Consider the following 18,671-nt stretch of genomic DNA (forward strand, 5'->3'; position numbering starts at 1 on the left):
ATTTAAGCGTTATCTCCAAACTCAAAAATTCCGTTAGCAACATTTACTGGTCGATTCAACCATTCATCAAAAGTCATATCTTCGGGTATAGCACCAGCTTCTTTAGCTAACTCAAAATCCGACAGAGCAGCTACAGGAACAGCAATCGTGGTATTAGTTTGCGTTTGCTCCTCAGTCATTAAGCGACCGCATGTAGCACAGCAATTTTCACATCCATTCATATGTTTATCCATTTATTAGGTTAAATATTTTAGATACCTCATCTGCATCTAGAACATTATAAAATTCAGCGGGCTCAAACTCTCCTGTTTTGTACCCACGCAAAGCTTCTAAAGCACAGTAAATTGGTTTTATAGTACAAACCACATTATCAATACCCAATCCCGATTTCATAGCCAAATAACCCGCATATACAGCTTCTTGGAACAAGACTTCAGCCTTGGCCAATAAGGCTTCAAACTCAACAGCAGATACCGTTATCATCGATCACGTTTTTTAATAGTTTACATCTAGCCACTAACAATTCATCAGCCTTAACATATTCTTCAGCATCATAATAAAGTTTAGCAGCCTCCTTGTTAGCCATCGCTACACAAATGGTATCCAAAGCCAGAGCATTACAACGGCCTGTGATAGCCACAGCTTTCTGCAATTGATAATCACCTTCTGATCTTAAAAATGCTTTATCATTAGCCCGGTACAGGACATCAAATGAAGTAGCATCCACATCAAAACTTCCCAACACATAAAGCACCGTATAGCCATTATGATCTTTATTTTTATCCAACTCATATACTACACCATCTATCAAAATAGCATCTGCATCATAAACTGAAAGAAATGATTCACCAGTTACAAATGAAGCCCCCTTAGTAATTACCACACCAGACAGACCATCAAATTGCACGTACATATTTATATCTACGATACCGTCAGAAAATATTGATGAGGCTAAATCTTGAAATCCTGTTGAATCCTTAAAAAGAGAAGAAGTGATTTTAAATGGGATACCCATAGCGATTTTTGAAGGCACCAGAACAGCAGAATTTGTACCATCAATGAGAGTCCACAGCTTTTCCACCATGTCAATACGAGAAAAGGAAATATGATAAGCTTTTATCTGACCAGGTTGGACAGACGAATATCCAGTCACACGACCAAAAGATTGGTGGCCTGTCGCATCTTTCAATACGATTTCCCTTCCACTTCGGTCTTGCCCCTGGAATTGTAGTTTAACTTGTAACGCCATAGTTCATTATTAAAGTAAACCACCAATGCTACAAGGCCTTTAACAACAAACTACTCCAAAGTTAATAAAAAAGTTTAGTACAACTAATCTATTAGCGCAAAAAAATAGGAGCTTCGATTAGAAGCCCCCTATTTTTTATTTTATAAATTCCTGTAACACACTGACAGGATAATTATTTACACCATTTTTCCATTTCTCCGACCACTCGTTACGCACACCTATACCCTTATTAATACAATGCCGGTTTACATCTTTGCTGATACGTATCACCTCAAACTTATTCATGAAAGAATTATTTTTATATTTTCTCAAATAATCTGTAACCGAAAGATACTCTTCCTCTTTTACAACTTGTACTTTTTTGACTTGTTCCGATGGCAATGGCCGTGTAAATTTCATATTATCAATAGGAATAGGCTGATTGGCCTTTAAAGCCTTTACCTCCTCCTCCAAGATTAACAATCTTTCTGCAATAACACCACTTAGTAAAGCATTATTATTTGAATTGTTTGCTCGACGTTCACACGCTATGAAATATTTACGCGCTTGCCTACCTTTATCATTAGCCTCAACCATGGCCAGCTCTTTTGCCGTGTCCAAAGTTAAGGCATATTCGATTGATGTAGCGTTGTTCGCTTCCACTTTTTGGGTGAAGCGAGAAAAGTCATCATTTTCAACGAACCCGTATTTTTGTATTCGTTGTTTAATCCATGTAGAAAAGTCTCTTTTACTTTCTAGAAATTCATGAAGTTCCCTTGCAGACACAACGGACTGTCCGTTGTGATCATTGATTTTAATAATCTCTTCCATTACGCTAACCTCCCTTTCCTAAGTACGATATTCAATACTTCTTTACGTTCCATTAGTTTAGTCACATCCCTCAACTTCGTATACAGAAATACAAAAGTGTGGCGGTCACTTTCTTCAAGAGATGAAAATGATTCCGAAGGAATGATACTTTCCATAAATTCATTTAGAAAAAGATTTACATCATCAGATGTCAGATAGTCAAAGAAAAGATCATTTAAGATTCTTTTAATTTCTAGGTCTAGTTCTTTACCGCTTAGCTTAGCAGATTTTGATTGGTTTGTTTGTAAGGTTCGCATTTTACTTGATTTACAGGCAACAAAAAGCCCCTGCCTAGTGGGGTGCGAACCTAAATGAAGTCAATAGAAAACTATTGAGAATCAAAACCACGTCGACAGGGGTAAACCTGTATAATTATGCAAATACCTAGTATCAGCTTATTTTTTGTAAAGAAATTTTATAGAAGCCCTCTACTACTTCATTTAAGTTCGCAATTCAAAACTGCAAAACTTTTTTGATACTGCCAAATAAAATTTTACTTTTGAATGAAATGTAAACAACAAAACCGAAGAGGTTTACAAAAGTAATTAAATAGTTTACATTTTAATAATAAAGTTTACAAAATAGCAATTATTAATTATTAACCAATTGATTTACAATGAAATATATTTTATTTTCAGCTGTACTCATTTTTTTATCATTTAACGCCCACAGCCAAAGCTTTGAAGAGACTTTAAAGTTTATTCAAACAAATATCAATGAATTTCAGTATAAAAATCCCGCCAGTCTATTAAGTCATAGTCATGAAATTACAGTTAGTCAATATGGTGAAATGTCAGTTCATAGAATTATCAACAATGAATTAAAGTCAAAAACAAAAGTATATCTACAGAATGTAGACACTTCTGTAGTTGAAACGATAGATAGAAATATGTATCGCCTTTGGCTAGGTTCTACCTCTTTAAAACCTTTTACAATCTTATCAATAGATGATGGTAATAACATAGAAACGAATGATTCTATAGCTTTCTTGATGGGAAGCTTAATAGATTCTAATAAACTAGCTAATGCTTTTAAGCATCTAATAAAACTAGCTAAAGAAAACCCAAATTTTAGAGAAAAAGATATATTTTAAGTGTTATATTATGAAAAAATTATTTACATTTTTATTAATCATCACTACACTTTCTTTCATTAGTTGTAGCAAGGACGATGATACCAAACCGTCAATTTCAATAATTGGAAAATGGAAATTATTGAAAGCGTCATTCTATAATCCAGTTACAAAAACAGATAACGAATTTAATATTGATTATAATCCGTACTTAACATTAGATTATAAATCTGGTAATCAAGTCGAGATTTCAGGATATAACACAAATAATAAGTTTGTTACTAATACATATTCATATTCAGAAAATGGTTCAAATAATTATGAAATAAAAATATCAGAAAGTAAGATATTAAGCGCTTATTTAGACAATTCAACCAAAGAGTTAAAAATAACTTATTTATATAGCACCCTTAATCCATCTGCAAGTGAAGATTATAATTGCACTAATTCCTATAAAAAATAACAAAGGGGCATTGCAAAATGCCCCTTTATTTAATCACTATTTTCCGAAGCTTCAAATTTCTCTCTTATTATATCAGCTTCGCGCCATATTTCTGATTGAATATCTCTTCGCTTATCTTCAGATTCCGTTGAGTAATATTTATCAATTAATCCGTAAATAAACTTTACTTCTTTGCTCCTTGTTTTTCCCTTTTTCTTTGCAACTTTCATAAGTAGACTAACAGATTTTGAATCCATCACCGGAGAGTCCTTCATAAAACCAGTTTTTGAAACACCAAATTTATGCTTGCTATCATCTCGACCTATATCCGACAGTGACATTGCCCAATCACCAACATATGTCGTATAACCTTTTACCACATGGTCTACTTTTCGAGCATCCCAATCTGTACCAACCAATCCCATAGTCGCACTAATACCTTTTCCCAACCGACTTGCTTTACTCTCACCTTTACGTAGACCCTTCTCAAGACCTTCTTCATATACAGGCACAATATTTCGATCGCGAAAAGTATCTTTGTTGGTCATTGCTTCAATTATTGGTTTGAAAGATCCAAATATCGCTTCCTGATGTAATGGCACCATAGCATCTACAGCAGTATTTCCAAATCCGGTAAAAGCATCTTTAGAGTCAGTTCCCGTGGCCACATCCCAACTACGATCTACCACATTGCTCAAAAGCGCTAATTCAAAAGGTTTTGGCATACTTATCCAGCTTTTTACTCCAGGGACTTTAAAGTTCCAAAACAAATCTCTTTGATAAGCTGGCAATTGTTTATATTCTTCTTCATCACCTCCATACGCAATAGCTACCCGACTCAAAATAGTCGGCACGACAGTATACATAAATATTTTAGCCGCAAATACAGCCGGTTTTTCTTTAGCTATCTTTGCAGTACGGACTAAACCTTGTACAGCTGCATTGGTAAATGGTATGATCTTATTCACTTCACGTATGAAATTACCCGCAACTGCAAAATCCATCAAATCACGAGCTTGAAACGCAGCATATAGTCCTGCATCCCGCTCACTCATCCCTTCAGTTATTGCTTTTTCGTAGGACTTTTTAAACTCTGCCATACGATTAAGATTTTCAGATCCTTCCAATAATTTTTTATATCCAGACCAGGCCTTGCGAGGGTCCAATACTATTCCACCTTTTTTCGTTATATCTCGAACTGTATCACTCAGTTTACGACTATAATCTACTTTATCAATAAGGTGAAATCCAGCTTGTGACCCACCAAATAAATGAAATGCATCCTCGTATGATTTTGCTCCGAAGAAATCTTTTATTCCACTATTACTACGTGAATGAATTAATCGTGCTACTGTATCACGTGTAGCATTTCTAGCGGCAAAAATAGGGAAATTTGTTACTGTAGCACGAATTACCTTCGCAGGAATAGAAGCATATTTAAAAAATGGGTGCTCAGATATACCTTCTAAGTTTTTTAGCGCATTATATACATCTTGATCAGCTATGCGCCATCTTTGCTTGACACCCTTATTATAAAAAGTGATCACTTGATCAACACCACTACTCGCTCCTACTTCATGGGCTATCTGAGCAAAATTAATAGCATCACCATTTCCCATGGCACGTTTAGCGGTCAATGGCTCTATAAACGTTCCAATAACTTCATTACGATCAGATTCACGAACCATATTTGCCATATTCATCAAAAGAGATTGATAAGGATTGGATATCATGTCGGTCCCCCCTTTTGCCTTGTATATAACTTCTTTTACTGAAGCTAAAGCACCACCACTTTTAGAGATAAATCCAAGTTGCTCTTCTAGAGGCGAGGATTCTTTTATACGTTTCATGGAAACATAAAATTGATTGTTTTCTTTTATTACCTCGTATTCAGACTGCGACAATCGACCTTTATCAACTGCATATTGTAAAGTGGTATCAGCATATTCCCGATACTTTTCTGCGGCCTTTCTAATACGTTCATATTTAATTACATCAGATTTTTTCATTTGTTCAAAATCCATCAAATAACCAGTAGCAACATCAAAATCCGATTTTAATCCTGCACCTATACCCGAAAGATTATCCTTACGACCAAATTTATTAGCGTACTCTAATGTTCGTTCAGAAATTAAGAGATTTACCACATCATCCATTTCACCATGAAGTGTTCCTTCAGAACTTGAATCTAAATCTTTTACCAACCATTCCACAGTCATTGCTTCACCATCTGCACTTTTTACCATTTTTCCATTAGCATCAAACAGTCCTTTTTCTAAAATGTGGTTAATTTTACCTCCTTCCCCAGCAAAATTACGAGCCATTATATCAAATTGTTTATGGATAGGCAATGGCTTTCCATCACCTAGTTCATCCACAGAAAACCGAAAAGCTTTATTTGCTATAGTCATACTATTAGTGAAATTCACCTTCAACTTATCCCACGCTGTCACATTAAACATTCCTTCTTTTTTATCAGGAAAATGTTTTTCTAACCACTTCCGAAATTCTGTTTTATCTGGTAATGAACTACTTTCAATATTGGCAGCCATAACTTCTCCGTTAGGCGCATTCCACAGATTACGATAGTCTTCAGAGAATTTATCTAATATCTCTCTAACTTTTGCATCGCCATATACTTTATCAGTGAAGTGTTTATCAAATAATGGGGCCAGTCGAACAGCTTCTTTAGGATTCGCTATTCTGGTTCTAAAATACTCAGCAATACCTTCCCGTTTCAGATACTCTATCTTTTGAGCATCAGTCATTCTTGCAGATGGATTGGAACCACCACGGTCAGCAAACCAGCCTAATTCTTTATATATAGTTCTTCGATCAGCCCCTGGTATACTACCAAATACATCATGACGATCATCCAATAGATGGCCCAATTCATGCGCCAAAGTATCAACATCACCAGCACGAGACAACTTTACCAAAGTATCCGTAGATCGATATGATCCAGCGACTCCGCGACGGCTGCTTTTCGCATGTAGCACAGTTGCTTTCAAGCCTTTTATCACATCAGCAGCTATTTCATTGAGCTTTCTTGGCTTTGCCTTTGGATCTCCTATTTCTGGCTTTACACGCTCATGTACAAGTCCACTTTTACGACTAAGTTCGCTATTTGCTTCGGTTATTCCTTCACTTTTTGTCTTAGCACTTACTTCATTTGCGACTGTTCCATTTGATTGCTCATATATACCCGTTGGTGCTACTTTCCCTCCAGATTCTGCTGATTTTTCTCCTCCTTCATCAAAGAGGTTTGCTCCTTCTCCTGGCTTTCCATTGCTTCTTCCGCTTCGGCCTCTGCTATCGCCTCCTGTAATAGTTGAGCCTTGCTCCACGATTTGTTTTCCACTTGTTTGTTCATTGATATTTTCTTTAAGTTCTTTAATTCCTACTTCTTTAGCTGCACCTTCCGTTTTTGGAGTAAACATATCTCCTTCATGGTCAGACACTTTATTCGCATACTTACCCAACGCATGATAGATCACCTTAGGCGACTTACCATCTGCCAATAATTTTGCGAGTATAAGTTCTACTTCTCCATGTTGATCTTTAGGTGATTTACTCCCATTAAATAAGTCTGCCTGATTAGTCCATCCTTCAAAAGAATCAACTCCCGATTGTTTATATTGTTGAACCAATCCAAAAGCTTTTTGCATTTCTGGTAATATCGATTTGGAGGCAGGTAATGATAATAATTTAGGCAATGATCGGACTATACCTTGCTGAGTACGAGAAGGCAGAGCATCATAAGCATCGGAAACGGACACATCTGCACCTTCAAACATAAAATGTGTAATCAATGATTCCATATCTTTTACCGCCTCTGCCCTAAATTCTCCATTAGGCTTAAATAAACTCGCTTTCTGCGTATCACTAAGATACGGTTTCAATACTTCAACCACTTGCTTCCCATTCACACGCAAAGCTTCATTGATCGTCATTTCTGTATTTTCACCAAAAACAGATTCAACCAATTTTGCTTTATTTGCCCTTGGCATTCTACGTGACACATTTATAGAATTAATTCTTGCAGAACCACCTGATTCAATATCTTTAAATTCATAGTTACCTAATGTAATTGCATCACTATCTGAAGCTTTCACTCGACGAACTAATACAGGTTTATCCAGACCTTGAACTTGCTCTTTAGTCAACCCAAATTGTTCCGCATTACTTTCTAAAGCAGACTTGTATTTATCTCGACCACTTTCATAATGCTTACGAATTGCATCACTACGATTATTTCCTTGTATAACTTCACCGCGTTCATTGATCACAGGAGCACCTGAATAAGCATTCGTATTATCTCCTAATTCACGCACATTAATTTTAGCTGCCATTTCATCTGAGGATTTCAAAGATGCTGCATCTTTACGATTCTTAGGCTGTGCCTCAGGAACAAAATGATTATGATTACGCACTCCGTTAGAGTGCGCTGGTTGAAGTTGATTAGCATCGACTAGTACGTAATCAAAATCAACATCTACACCATCAGCAAATTTCACTTTATCTGACTTGCCAGTTGGCATATCTGCTATTGGCTCTTGGCGTGTATATTCAACCCCATTTACTGTCTTCTTGCCTTCAGATCGAAACTTTTCAGCACCACCAGCCATTAAAGCATCCCATTCATCAGCTTCATGAGTTTCTGAAATAGCTTTACGTTCTGATTTATTTTCTTTTACCTCTTCAACCTTTCCAATTAAAACATTATCCCGTTCCTTTTGCAAATTAGACAATTCTTCTTGGTATGTCTTTCGAGTTGTTTCGCTATATAGCTTTTCAGCATTAGGGCTTTCTAATAGGGCGTTTATTCCCTCCACACGTTTATCAATTGCATCTATTTTAGAACGCTGATCCTCGGATAATGAACTAACATCATCAATATTTTGATCAATAATTTCAGATATTTCTTTTGTCTTTTCTTCCAAAGTTCGTTGAATGATATCACTAACTTCCGGGTTTAAATCTGGCTGTTCAAGATCTCGTTTCAAATCGTTCACTTCAGTTTGCAGAACTTCATATTTTTTAGATGCATCTTTATTTTTAAAATAGCTCCCAACCTTTGGGGCACTAGCCAAACCAAAGTCCATTGCACTTCCCAAAATAAATGAATCAACGACACCATGCATGGGATCATCCCCCTTGGTTATGTTATTTGCCAACGTAGTTGTCGCCTCAGTCAAACCACCTCTTAAAGTAGCTGGGGCAATTCCATTTGAATATAACATTCGGCTTACAAAGCCTCTCGACATCTTCTCTATCTCATCTTTGGACATAGATTTAAAGATATTCTCGCGAATCAATTTTTGTGTACCGCCAACTGCCCCTAAAGTATAATCAGTAAATCCTGCAATTGCTGACATCCCAATCTTTTGATTATAGCTTAAATCTTCGCGGTCTTTCAATTCCTGATAGTGACTATTCATCAATGGAACTGAATTAACCGCCGCGCGAGAAAATACCCCTAGATTTCCTACAGAAGATATACCTTCCGTTGCAATCATCTGAATTAGCGAGGGTATAGCATGAAGAATTCCTACAGCAAACTGTTCGCCAGCCTCACCATAATCACCTGCTTTCAACGACCCCTCTATTCCATCATGTTTAAATTGTAGTTTACTATTATAATAGTCAGCTCCTTCCTTACCTTTTTTAGCAAATTGATCTATCGCATAAAAAGGATTGATATAATTTAGTTTAGTTTCCTCATCACTCGTAGTCATTTTTATCATATCTTGATAAGGATTACCATTAGTTTTTAAAGCATCCGAATACTCATTCCTACCAGCATTATTTTCTACCGCACCGGCTATCAGATTACTAAAAGTTGAGGGTAGGTTATAAATGAATTCAGGTATACTAGCAATTGAGTTTTGCAATGAAGGCACAATAGACATTGCTGCATTACCCAGACGGTCACCAAAAAACGGCTCATTAATTGTTCCTAGTCCTTTTTCACTAACTTCAACCAATACTTTACCATTCTCATCTAATAGCCTTGCATCAGGATGATTAACCGAGAAATTAGATTTTAATCTTTCAATACTATCAAAATTCAAAGATTTGATTTCTTCTGCATTTAATTTATGAAACTTACCCCCTTCTCCTGTCCCCCAATTTTCTTTAAAATCCTCAAATGTTTTATATCCTCCTGCACTAGAATTTGACATAATAGGGTTACCAACTTCTGCTTCATTTAAAATACCATTTAATGAATCCAATATTTCCTTATATTTTGGATTTTTATCAATGTTTTCATTAAGGAATTTAAGAGTATTAATAGCCTCTGGCGAATCTAAAAGATCTCTATATTTTTCTTTAAGATTTTGCATAGCAGTGCCCTTACCTTCTTCAACAAGAGAAATATGTGCTACATCCCAATCTTCTAAATGATGCATACCAACATCTTTAGAAGCACTCCACAATACATCCTTGTAAAGTTGCTTATTTTTATCTGCATCAATTGGTTTACCGTCAACAGATAAAACATAGTCCCTTGCTGAATTAAAATTATGTAATGACACTGGAGATTGAGAATTGCCTTTGGCCAATATATCAGCTTGACTATTAATCGAACGACCTCCTTGATCATTATACAATTTATTTGACTTTTGAAAATCGACCTTTACTTGTGATCCAGGATATTTTGATTGCAAAATCTCAGTCGCCTTTGTTTCAAATTCACCAAATTTAACTTCGTGAGCTGCTCGGTTAACCACATCATTATTAGGTTCTTTTGCTATGACTGTTTTGATCACACTTTTATCTGAAGAACTACCTTTGGTATATTTATTGAAATCAACAAGTTTATCTTTCAGTAAGTTTTTGATCAACGGTGTATGATCTATATTATCTTTATTGACTGTATTAACCGAATTATCAACAAACTTTAATCCTGGTTCTCCCAATTTTACATCTGGAAAAACAGCAGAAGCAGGTACTATTTCTTTTATTGGTGCTACATCTGGAACTTTATCATCTTTTACTTCTGGAAATACTCCTCCACTTGGCATACTTGGTTCATTTTTACTTGTCCTCATTGACACTTTTGTATCATAACTAGTTGTACCAAAATACTTCCCATTAAAATCTTCTAATGATTTAGAATAAAATTTTTTGCCATTAAGAAGGTTATACAACTTCCCTATCTTTTCTGGATTGGAGAATTGTTTTTCAAAATCATCGTAGCTTTTAGTGTATACTCCTCGACCATTCAGGTCTGACCACAATTTCTTTTTTGGATCTTCTTGCTGCTGAGGCATAGCTTCAACCCCAGTATTTCCTTCGTATATATTATCTTCCATTTCTTATAAGTCGTCTGCACTACCCAAACTCAAATCATCCTCATCATCATAAGGAGTCACTTTGAGACTCTTCTCATTCCCAAAAACTTTGGACTTGTTTAATATCTGATTGATCATTTGTTTGCCATTCTCATTCTTGACACCTTTGGTAAATTTATAATCTTTATACGTCACTATTTCATTACCTACCTTATCCTTAGATTTTACTGGAACACGAACGATCATTTGCTTTCCATCTCGAGATAAAGTGCGGCTGGCTTGTTTTCCACCAACTTCGATTTCAAACAAGGCACTATCAAATCTTCTCAAAGCTTCAGTATTCCAATCTTGTACACCTTGTACAAACTTGTCTCGTGTATCTTCTTTTTTATCATCTTTAACTGCACGATCTTTTGCTAAAGCCAATCTTTCTTGAGAAATAGCTAGACTTTGATTTGCCCGAGAACCTGCTTCCCTAGCTAATTGCACTCTCTCACCCTCGTATACTCGCTTTTTACCACTACCGACCCCCGCATTCAAACCACTAGCAAGCGTGCTAATCATATTATCGTATCCTTTATTTGTTTTGGTTATCTCTTCATACAAACGCTCACCTGCATGATCATCATTAGCTATGTTGGCCTTTTCTAAAAAAGCTTCCTTGCTTGAAGAATTCATAATTCCTTCAGTCATCTTTCGGATACTCGCATCATCAGTAGGTATGTTATCACCCATAAAATAAGGAAGAACACCAGTATTTACACCAAATTGTTGCATCGCTGGACCAGTCCATTTCTGAGGATCAGCCATTATTTTTGCCAGAACCTGCGATTTATTTCCATTAATATCAGCTGCAACAGTCTCCCACGTACCATCATTATTTTTTAGTTCAGCTCCTTTCATTCCCTTCAATAAATCATCAAATGAAGGATCCTTAGCTTTCATATTAGAGAAACGTTTTCCTTGATCATACCAAGTTGTAGGATTACGCATTAATTCATCATATTCATCTTGTACGCGCTTCATTTCAATTCCATCGTACTTATCTGGATTATTTAGCATTGCATTTTGAAGTCTTACATATTGCTCTTTTAAATCATTTGAATATTTGGCCGTACGTGTAATCTCATCATATTTTTTGAGCATATTAGGATCATTAGTAGGATCAATTCCCTTAGCTTTTAAAGCAACCGCTTCTTGATTCCATGCACCCCATTTATCTCTTACAGTATTATTGAAAGGAGTCCAATTATCAGGACTATTATATTTATCACGAATAGTTTTATCAATTAAAGCAGATCTTTCTTGCCGCATTTTATCTTGCTGAAGCAATTGCTTATACATATTATCCCTACTCTCAATACTTTGCTGAAGAAAAAATTTGTCAGACTTCGTTTCTGGTAATACATACGCAAGCCCCTGACCTATTTGGCCAGTAGCATTACCCATCATTCCTTCTATTATTCCCTCATTCATATATTTAAAACTTATAGTTGCGTAAAAGAGAAGCAGCCGCTTCTGTTGCTGAATTCAATGAAGTGTTAGCAGTTACACCACTAGACTTCATTTCATTAAGAGGTTTACTAGATACCCCCATTACAGTACTAGGTTTAACAGTAAATCCAGTATTTCCAAATGCATCTAGAGCTTTCTTATTTGCGAGTTGAGTACTTAATCCCATAGCAATATTTGCAAAACCATCCAATCCCGAAGAAATATTAGTTTGGCCAGCCCCATATATAGAAGCAGCAGCATTGGCTTTACGCATATAGGGGTCATACTCATTCATTTGATATTTCTTGTCTTCAAATTGTGCCTGTCTCAATAATGCCTCTTGATATGCATCAGCCGCTTTCATCTTTAATCCCATTGATTGCGTCCCTAGATCATTATAGGCATTGTTCTGCGATTCTTGTATCTTCGCTATACTATCCAATAAATCATTACTTGATGTAGAAGCCTCACTAGCCTTTGCATAAGCATTAGCTCCGCCACGATCTATATCAGCTTTTGCACTTTCTAAGCCAGGTAGGCCATTCAGATATTGACGTTCAGCAATATTAGTTGCATTTTTCACTTCTCCAGGTACTTCATAGGATGCCAATTTATTAGCAGCCGCTAATTTATTAGCTTGATTTTTTTGACTAATACCAGATCCTATCTTTGTCCCTACACTTAAAATAGTGGCTCCAGCCATTACGTAACTCATATCTCAAGTTCTTTATGTACAATTATATCTTTTTCGACTTCTTCAGCCGTTGTTTTGTCTGTTACATGAAATGTTGTCCATACCGTATCTTCATGCGCAAACAAAATCCGTTTTGTTCCTGGAATAGTAACTCCCGTAAAAGGAGCTTCCATCAATACCCATCCTGTATCTTCAGTAAATACTGATATTTTTCCTTGTGATATTACAAAGGGGTGTTCTGTTTTATGCATCTTACTAACTACCATAGTCCTAGCTGGCATAGTGCATTCTCGTATATACATTTTACCGACAAAACGATCTCTAATCGGGCATAATACTTGATCACACATGCTTACCAACTCTTCAAAAGCATGTATTTTTCCTAAAGTTTCTAATCGATCATTTTTCATAACTAATTCCTCCCTACTTCAGATGAATAAACAGAAACTGATATTAATTTCATTTCTTCATCAGTATCACAACTCATTTGAATTTCTAAATAATTTCCCTGTAAAATACGTCCATCATTGAGTGCTGTAAGCTCACGTTGTTTTTCATCTATAATATTTGCAAATGCTGGATCATTCATATCTCGGAAGAAATCAGCCCAATATTTACCATCCAAAAGCTTAATATTTTTTTTGGGCAATCTACTCTGCATACCATTTGGAAATTGATCAGTTTTATTAGTTTTAACCAAGTCAACTTGCCAAGTACCCACTGAGTCAATTTTAATCCCGAAAAAGACTTTATTTACTGGATAATCTTTATTGGAAATAAAACGTATTTTAGATGGATATTTCGTTCCATAAAATTCATTTCTTATGTTGGATATATTATGCTCATACATAGCACCATTATGATACGAAAACAATAAACCTTTATATCGTATAAACTCATCAGGTACAAACCCATAACTTCCTACCCACTTTAAACCTTTTTCTGAAAATACCAGAGTCTCCCCTAAAGCGGTGCCGCTAACAATAGATAGATTAGTTATACTAAACTCACCGCTCGAAAAAAAAGAGATTGAACCATCGCTACCAGATAGGATTGTTTCTTCATATGTCCCATTGGAAGTTCGGATATTTCCGCCCGTCCCACCTACAATTATAAATACTTCTCCAGAAACAAAATCTTTAATTGTATATCGAATGGTATATGAAATGTCTTTAACTACACTAAGGTCCATATTTATTGCAAAACCAGACTTACCAGACTTATGAACTAATGATCCATTCGAAATAGACCAACCAGTGCTTTCTAAATCAGCTGTAACCGGAATTCGGTTTATTCCCATGTTTTGAACAATTATTGTACTCATGATACTGATAAAGTTAAGGTTTTTACCTCAATTGTAAAGAAAGTCACTATACTAAAATAGTATCGATAACCATTTTCCTCTACGATCGTAAACTCATCTATTACATTCTGTTGTGTTCCACCAGTAAGTTTCCATTTATTTTTAACAGGAGAAGATATGGGTTCGCGTATCCCAATGTATTGATCGATAGCGCCTGTACTATCAAATTCAATATCATATTCCACAGCATTTATTTTTGCTAATTTTGAGTTTTCAAAACTTCTGCTGGTATTACCCTCAGTTTCCCAATATCCAAATCTAATCGAAACCATAAGTGTACATACTCCATTTGCATTAGCCGTTAATTGTCCATTTTCCTCTATATCAACTTCTGCTAGATTATTTGCTGCTATTTTTGAAACTTGACTTTTATACTTTCCAGCTATTACAATATAGGTATATGGCTCAGGCGTTGTACCTTCATTACAGTTCGTTCTATAATAAACCCCTTGTTTCTCGTCATTTTCCCACGTACAAAATCCATTTGTATTTGCATATGTTTGACCATTTACGTTCAGATAATTTATAGCCTTACTATTAGCATCTTCTTCAGAAATTAATGACGTAAAGTGTCCTTCATTTGCAACCATATTAATCACAGACCCTTCTCCACTGTCAGCACAATTGTTCTTTGTAAAACTTATACTTTGCCTTACATTTACATAGATACAGGTACCATTTGTATTAGCATAAGTTTGTCCATTACTTACTAAATCTTGGATTGCTAGATTATTCGCTTCTTCTTTACTTGTTCCTTGATATTTTCCTACTTCAATTACATATTCTACTGCACTTCCTCTCCCATTTGGACATTGCTTATAAAATGTTTGCTTTTGCTCATCATTTGTATATGTCAATACTTCTGCCGATTCAACATATAACTGCATCACTATCGCTTCAGTCCACTCTCCAGAAATATATGCCCGGTATGTCAGTTCATCATTCCCTACATAATCTAAATCAGATTCATACAAAATATCTCGACCATCTACAGTTGCAATTCCATGTTCCGGCATATTTACAATTTGTATTTCTGTAGGAAGCCCACTGATATCATTATTAATTTTCCATGTTTGCTCATTAAAATAAGAATCATAAACAATAATATTATAATCAGACACACCTACCATCACACTCCGATTAGCACGATCATAACCAATGTTAATATGTGCATTACTCTTCAAAGCATCATGCAATACTTGACGTGTCTCTGTATCTAAACTGTAAATTTCAGAAATTGGATCAACACCATTTCCACCAACTCGACAAATTGACATAGTCCCAGGACTTAAAAAATAATGATTATTCTCATTTTTCACATACGCTTCAGGATGACGACCAATTCCTCCATCAAAAGAATAATACTCTAAGTTTGGACTCAATATCTTATCATAAAGTCCCAATTGAGATTGACCGGACTGATCTCTAATAATACGACCATATACCGGAGACCACCCACTTTTCAATTCTTTAAACACAAACAGTTTTCCATCACCAGCAACTGTTCGCATTATCCCCCCACTATTATCATTATAATCCACTCGATCAAGGTTATCAAAATCGTTGAATCCATTAATTTTTGTATCTTCTATTGTATTGTTAGAATAGCGACAACGATCGATAAAATTCACTATACCTGTCTTATCGTCCTTTGCTACAGGTCTTCCTGTATCATATAGTGAACTATCATAATAGTCCGAAAAAGAAGGATCTTCCACTGTAGAAACAACTCCATTTGCATTTTTAACCGAATTAGTCACCGGCATTTCTCTCTTCCGTATATAAGACATCCCATTACTAACTTTGATAATAGCAGGTTCAGTTTCAGTTTGTTGTTGAAAATTACCTCCATGCATTCGTAAATCAGTTCCCCAATTTAGGATAGGATACTTATGCCCAAACTCATAAAATGCTGCTAGGCCCAGAGATTCCGCATTTAAGGATGGAGTAAAAACCTCAACAACAGAAAAATTGATTATACTAGGTGCATTTGGTTTTTTTATACGAATGATACCGTTTCTATTGATAATTTGAAAACTTGGAAAACTTTTGCTTTCCGGCATCAAACGATCTAATACGTAACCATTATTTGTTACTTGTACAATAGTTCTTTCAACACCATCAATTGATATTATCAATCCAATATGATTATTATCTACTGTGGTCGTTTCTACTGTATTTGTACCATTGGTTTTGATGACATCATTTACTTCTTCAATGACTTCATCTTTATACTGAAGAATCTCAGTTTCAAAAAAATCATAATAATTTTCAACTTTTGTTGGACTTTCAACATCTATTGTCTTTATCAACCGAAGACGATCTCCTTTTTTAAAATTATATTTAAGTATGGTATTTGGATGAATTTTCTGATAGGTAAACAAGCTACCAATTACCAAATCTAAATAACTTTCACCACCATTACCGCTATCAATAGCCTTAAATTCAACTACCTTCTGAATCAGTAATTGAATAAAATATCCATTATTATAAGTCAAATCTGGCCCTATCAATAATTCCCAATACTTGGCCCATACTGGCGGTCTATGTGAAATATGAGCTGTTACAACAGATAATTTTGCAGCTTCAAAATTATTTATTGGATCAAACTTAACATTCATATTATGTGAAATATAATAGTTCGATTTACGGCCATCTTCATCATAGTATCGTACAGCAAAATTTCGTGAAGATCCTAACTTGAAAGTTCGTAAATTTTGACCATAGTCTTTTAGTACACTATAAAGAACTGGGCTCGCGGATACAAAGAATGGTTTAGAATGACTATTAACTTCATGCATATAGTCAAAAGTAAATTCTACTGTATTTCCAGATCCACCTGTAACAGCGCTTACGGACTGAAATCGACTAGCTTTTTGTATTTGACTAACTAAATAATTAGCAACAGATCGATTATCATCAATAGCACTTGCTTTATACTCAAAATTTGGTTTTGTGACAGCTCCATCAGACTTTAATATAAATATGTTACCCTTTTTCACATCTGGTCCTATAGTAACCGTCATAATCGAGTGTACCCATTCTTTAAACCAGCTTCGTTCAGAATAGGTATATCCATTTATGCCAATAAATGGCTTATTCATTTCAGTTTCATAAATACCATCATCAAAAAGATTTTGATATTCAACACTAAAAGAAACTGCAGGTAATATTGATTCGAAACCTTCAACTGAATTTGAATAAATCAATGCATTCCTAACCAGTGACTGACATTGTGGATATTTAGGCATATAACTATGGGCCCTAGTAACTTTTGCTTGATCAACATCTAGATAAGTACCATCATTATAAAATTTATAAGTGTAGGAAGCGTTATCTCCAATCCCCAATTCAGCTTTATTGATTACCGCAATTAAATACCAGGGGGATAAATTTCCTTCCGGTAAAGTCTTCATCATTACAATCTCAATATCAGTTACCAAAGCATTTCCTGTTTCAACTTGGATATCCAAACAGTTGTTAGTATTTGAAACAGAATCACTTCCTTGATTTGACTCATTTTCAGCGATAGCTACATTACTAAAATCACTATGATTTGATTTTTCAAAATCATCATATACAAATCGTTGTGCAAATTTATATTGTGAACCATAAAGTAGATTGTAAGGAATTGCTGGATTTGTTGAGTAACTAGCTTTAGGAGCATAAATTGCTGTCTGCTTATATGCCCTTGTATATTCTTCTAATATTTCATCACCATACCCAGTATTAGATTTATCTAGGCATTTGTTTATATTTAATTTCCAAGGGCCATCTAATACCCAATAAAGAAGATTACCATGATATACGTCTATATGAATAATTTTATCAGTTTTCTTCCATTTCCATATTTCATTTCCTCGAGTATCTGATTTGCACTCGATGACCTTTACAATATTTCGATCGACTTCCGAAAACATCATCCAACTATGAAATCCCGCACTATTCCAGATGGCAAAATAAACTTTATTATTCTCTTCATCACTACATGAACCGATACATTTATTCTCACCTTCCGCCAATGGAGTACGAACCAATTCATTTCCCTTTAAATTAGTTACAATACCATATTTTCCCTCACCACTTGATAATACCAAACAATTAAAGTAATAACGAACCTGATTAGCAGGAATTAATTCATCTGCAATATCTGTATTTTGACCACCTTCAAAGGTATTGATAGCAATTATTTTATTTTCCTCTGCCATAA

13 protein-coding genes are annotated in these 18,671 nt (G+C 35.3%); 2 read left to right on the forward strand and 11 right to left on the reverse strand.

What is annotated here, in order from left to right; all coding sequences use genetic code 11:
* Positions 1–2 precede the first annotated feature (2 nt).
* The 5 genes from KO02_RS23575 to KO02_RS11750 all read right to left on the reverse strand — a co-directional run bounded on the left by KO02_RS23575 (position 3) and on the right by KO02_RS11750 (position 2,355).
* Entirely contained in the window at positions 3–233 is a 231-nt protein-coding gene (locus tag KO02_RS23575; RefSeq protein ID WP_144243318.1) for a hypothetical protein, read from the reverse strand.
* Positions 226–483: a hypothetical protein gene (locus KO02_RS11735; RefSeq protein WP_038698521.1), complete on the reverse strand. Its 258-nt coding sequence runs from the start codon at positions 481–483 to the stop codon at positions 226–228. The genes KO02_RS23575 and KO02_RS11735 overlap by 8 nt, the downstream gene beginning before the upstream one ends.
* Entirely contained in the window at positions 461–1,249 is a 789-nt protein-coding gene (locus tag KO02_RS11740; protein WP_038698523.1) for a hypothetical protein, read from the reverse strand. The genes KO02_RS11735 and KO02_RS11740 overlap by 23 nt, the downstream gene beginning before the upstream one ends.
* A gap of 135 nt (positions 1,250–1,384) precedes the next feature.
* Positions 1,385–2,059 carry an antA/AntB antirepressor family protein gene (locus tag KO02_RS22790; RefSeq protein WP_051959892.1) on the reverse strand — a complete coding sequence of 225 codons (675 nt, stop codon included), beginning with the start codon at positions 2,057–2,059 and terminating at the stop codon, positions 1,385–1,387.
* Entirely contained in the window at positions 2,059–2,355 is a 297-nt protein-coding gene (locus KO02_RS11750; protein ID WP_038698525.1) for a hypothetical protein, read from the reverse strand. The genes KO02_RS22790 and KO02_RS11750 overlap by 1 nt, the downstream gene beginning before the upstream one ends.
* A 359-nt stretch (positions 2,356–2,714) precedes the next feature.
* Here KO02_RS11750 and KO02_RS11755 point away from each other — a divergent pair, with 359 nt between their 5' ends.
* Positions 2,715–3,191: a hypothetical protein gene (locus KO02_RS11755; RefSeq protein WP_038698526.1), complete on the forward strand. Its 477-nt coding sequence runs from the start codon at positions 2,715–2,717 to the stop codon at positions 3,189–3,191.
* Positions 3,192–3,201: 10 nt separating this feature from the next.
* A complete protein-coding gene (locus KO02_RS11760) occupies positions 3,202–3,633 on the forward strand; it encodes a hypothetical protein (RefSeq protein WP_038698528.1) in 432 nt (143 codons plus the stop codon).
* Positions 3,634–3,662: 29 nt separating this feature from the next.
* On the opposite strand, the gene KO02_RS11765 is transcribed toward KO02_RS11760, so the two are convergent.
* The 6 genes from KO02_RS11765 to KO02_RS11790 are packed head-to-tail and all read right to left on the reverse strand — an operon-like array spanning position 3,663 to position 18,669.
* On the reverse strand, positions 3,663–10,931 hold the full coding sequence (locus tag KO02_RS11765; protein ID WP_038698530.1) for an LPD38 domain-containing protein: 7,269 nt from the start codon (positions 10,929–10,931) through the stop codon (positions 3,663–3,665).
* A 3-nt stretch (positions 10,932–10,934) separates the two neighbouring features.
* Positions 10,935–12,386 (reverse strand): hypothetical protein, encoded by a 1,452-nt coding sequence (locus KO02_RS11770; RefSeq protein ID WP_038698533.1) that lies wholly within the window; start codon positions 12,384–12,386, stop codon positions 10,935–10,937.
* Between the two features lie 4 nt (positions 12,387–12,390).
* A complete protein-coding gene (locus KO02_RS11775) occupies positions 12,391–13,119 on the reverse strand; it encodes a hypothetical protein (RefSeq protein ID WP_038698535.1) in 729 nt (242 codons plus the stop codon).
* Positions 13,116–13,508: a hypothetical protein gene (locus KO02_RS11780; protein ID WP_051959893.1), complete on the reverse strand. Its 393-nt coding sequence runs from the start codon at positions 13,506–13,508 to the stop codon at positions 13,116–13,118. Before KO02_RS11780 ends, KO02_RS11775 begins: the two co-directional genes overlap by 4 nt.
* Positions 13,509–13,510: 2 nt before the next feature.
* Positions 13,511–14,422, reverse strand: coding sequence for a hypothetical protein (locus KO02_RS11785; RefSeq protein ID WP_038698537.1), 912 nt, complete (start codon positions 14,420–14,422; stop codon positions 13,511–13,513).
* A complete protein-coding gene (locus tag KO02_RS11790; protein WP_038698539.1) occupies positions 14,419–18,669 on the reverse strand; it encodes a DUF5977 domain-containing protein in 4,251 nt (1,416 codons plus the stop codon). Before KO02_RS11790 ends, KO02_RS11785 begins: the two co-directional genes overlap by 4 nt.
* Positions 18,670–18,671 lie beyond the last annotated feature (2 nt).

This window comes from Sphingobacterium sp. ML3W (assembly GCF_000747525.1).
Lineage (GTDB): Bacteria > Bacteroidota > Bacteroidia > Sphingobacteriales > Sphingobacteriaceae > Sphingobacterium.

What these genes read in the sequence shown, in the direction of transcription:
- KO02_RS23575 (WP_144243318.1), bottom strand. Translation starts at nt 233, where the DNA reads ATGGATAAACATATGAATGGATGTGAAAATTGCTGTGCTACATGCGGT.
- KO02_RS11735 (WP_038698521.1), bottom strand. Translation starts at nt 483, where the DNA reads ATGATAACGGTATCTGCTGTTGAGTTTGAAGCCTTATTGGCCAAGGCT.
- KO02_RS11740 (WP_038698523.1), bottom strand. Translation starts at nt 1,249, where the DNA reads ATGGCGTTACAAGTTAAACTACAATTCCAGGGGCAAGACCGAAGTGGA.
- KO02_RS22790 (WP_051959892.1), bottom strand. Translation starts at nt 2,059, where the DNA reads ATGGAAGAGATTATTAAAATCAATGATCACAACGGACAGTCCGTTGTG.
- KO02_RS11750 (WP_038698525.1), bottom strand. Translation starts at nt 2,355, where the DNA reads ATGCGAACCTTACAAACAAACCAATCAAAATCTGCTAAGCTAAGCGGT.
- KO02_RS11755 (WP_038698526.1), top strand. Translation starts at nt 2,715, where the DNA reads ATGAAATATATTTTATTTTCAGCTGTACTCATTTTTTTATCATTTAAC.
- KO02_RS11760 (WP_038698528.1), top strand. Translation starts at nt 3,202, where the DNA reads ATGAAAAAATTATTTACATTTTTATTAATCATCACTACACTTTCTTTC.
- KO02_RS11765 (WP_038698530.1), bottom strand. Translation starts at nt 10,931, where the DNA reads ATGGAAGATAATATATACGAAGGAAATACTGGGGTTGAAGCTATGCCT.
- KO02_RS11770 (WP_038698533.1), bottom strand. Translation starts at nt 12,386, where the DNA reads ATGAATGAGGGAATAATAGAAGGAATGATGGGTAATGCTACTGGCCAA.
- KO02_RS11775 (WP_038698535.1), bottom strand. Translation starts at nt 13,119, where the DNA reads ATGAGTTACGTAATGGCTGGAGCCACTATTTTAAGTGTAGGGACAAAG.
- KO02_RS11780 (WP_051959893.1), bottom strand. Translation starts at nt 13,508, where the DNA reads ATGAAAAATGATCGATTAGAAACTTTAGGAAAAATACATGCTTTTGAA.
- KO02_RS11785 (WP_038698537.1), bottom strand. Translation starts at nt 14,422, where the DNA reads ATGAGTACAATAATTGTTCAAAACATGGGAATAAACCGAATTCCGGTT.
- KO02_RS11790 (WP_038698539.1), bottom strand. Translation starts at nt 18,669, where the DNA reads ATGGCAGAGGAAAATAAAATAATTGCTATCAATACCTTTGAAGGTGGT.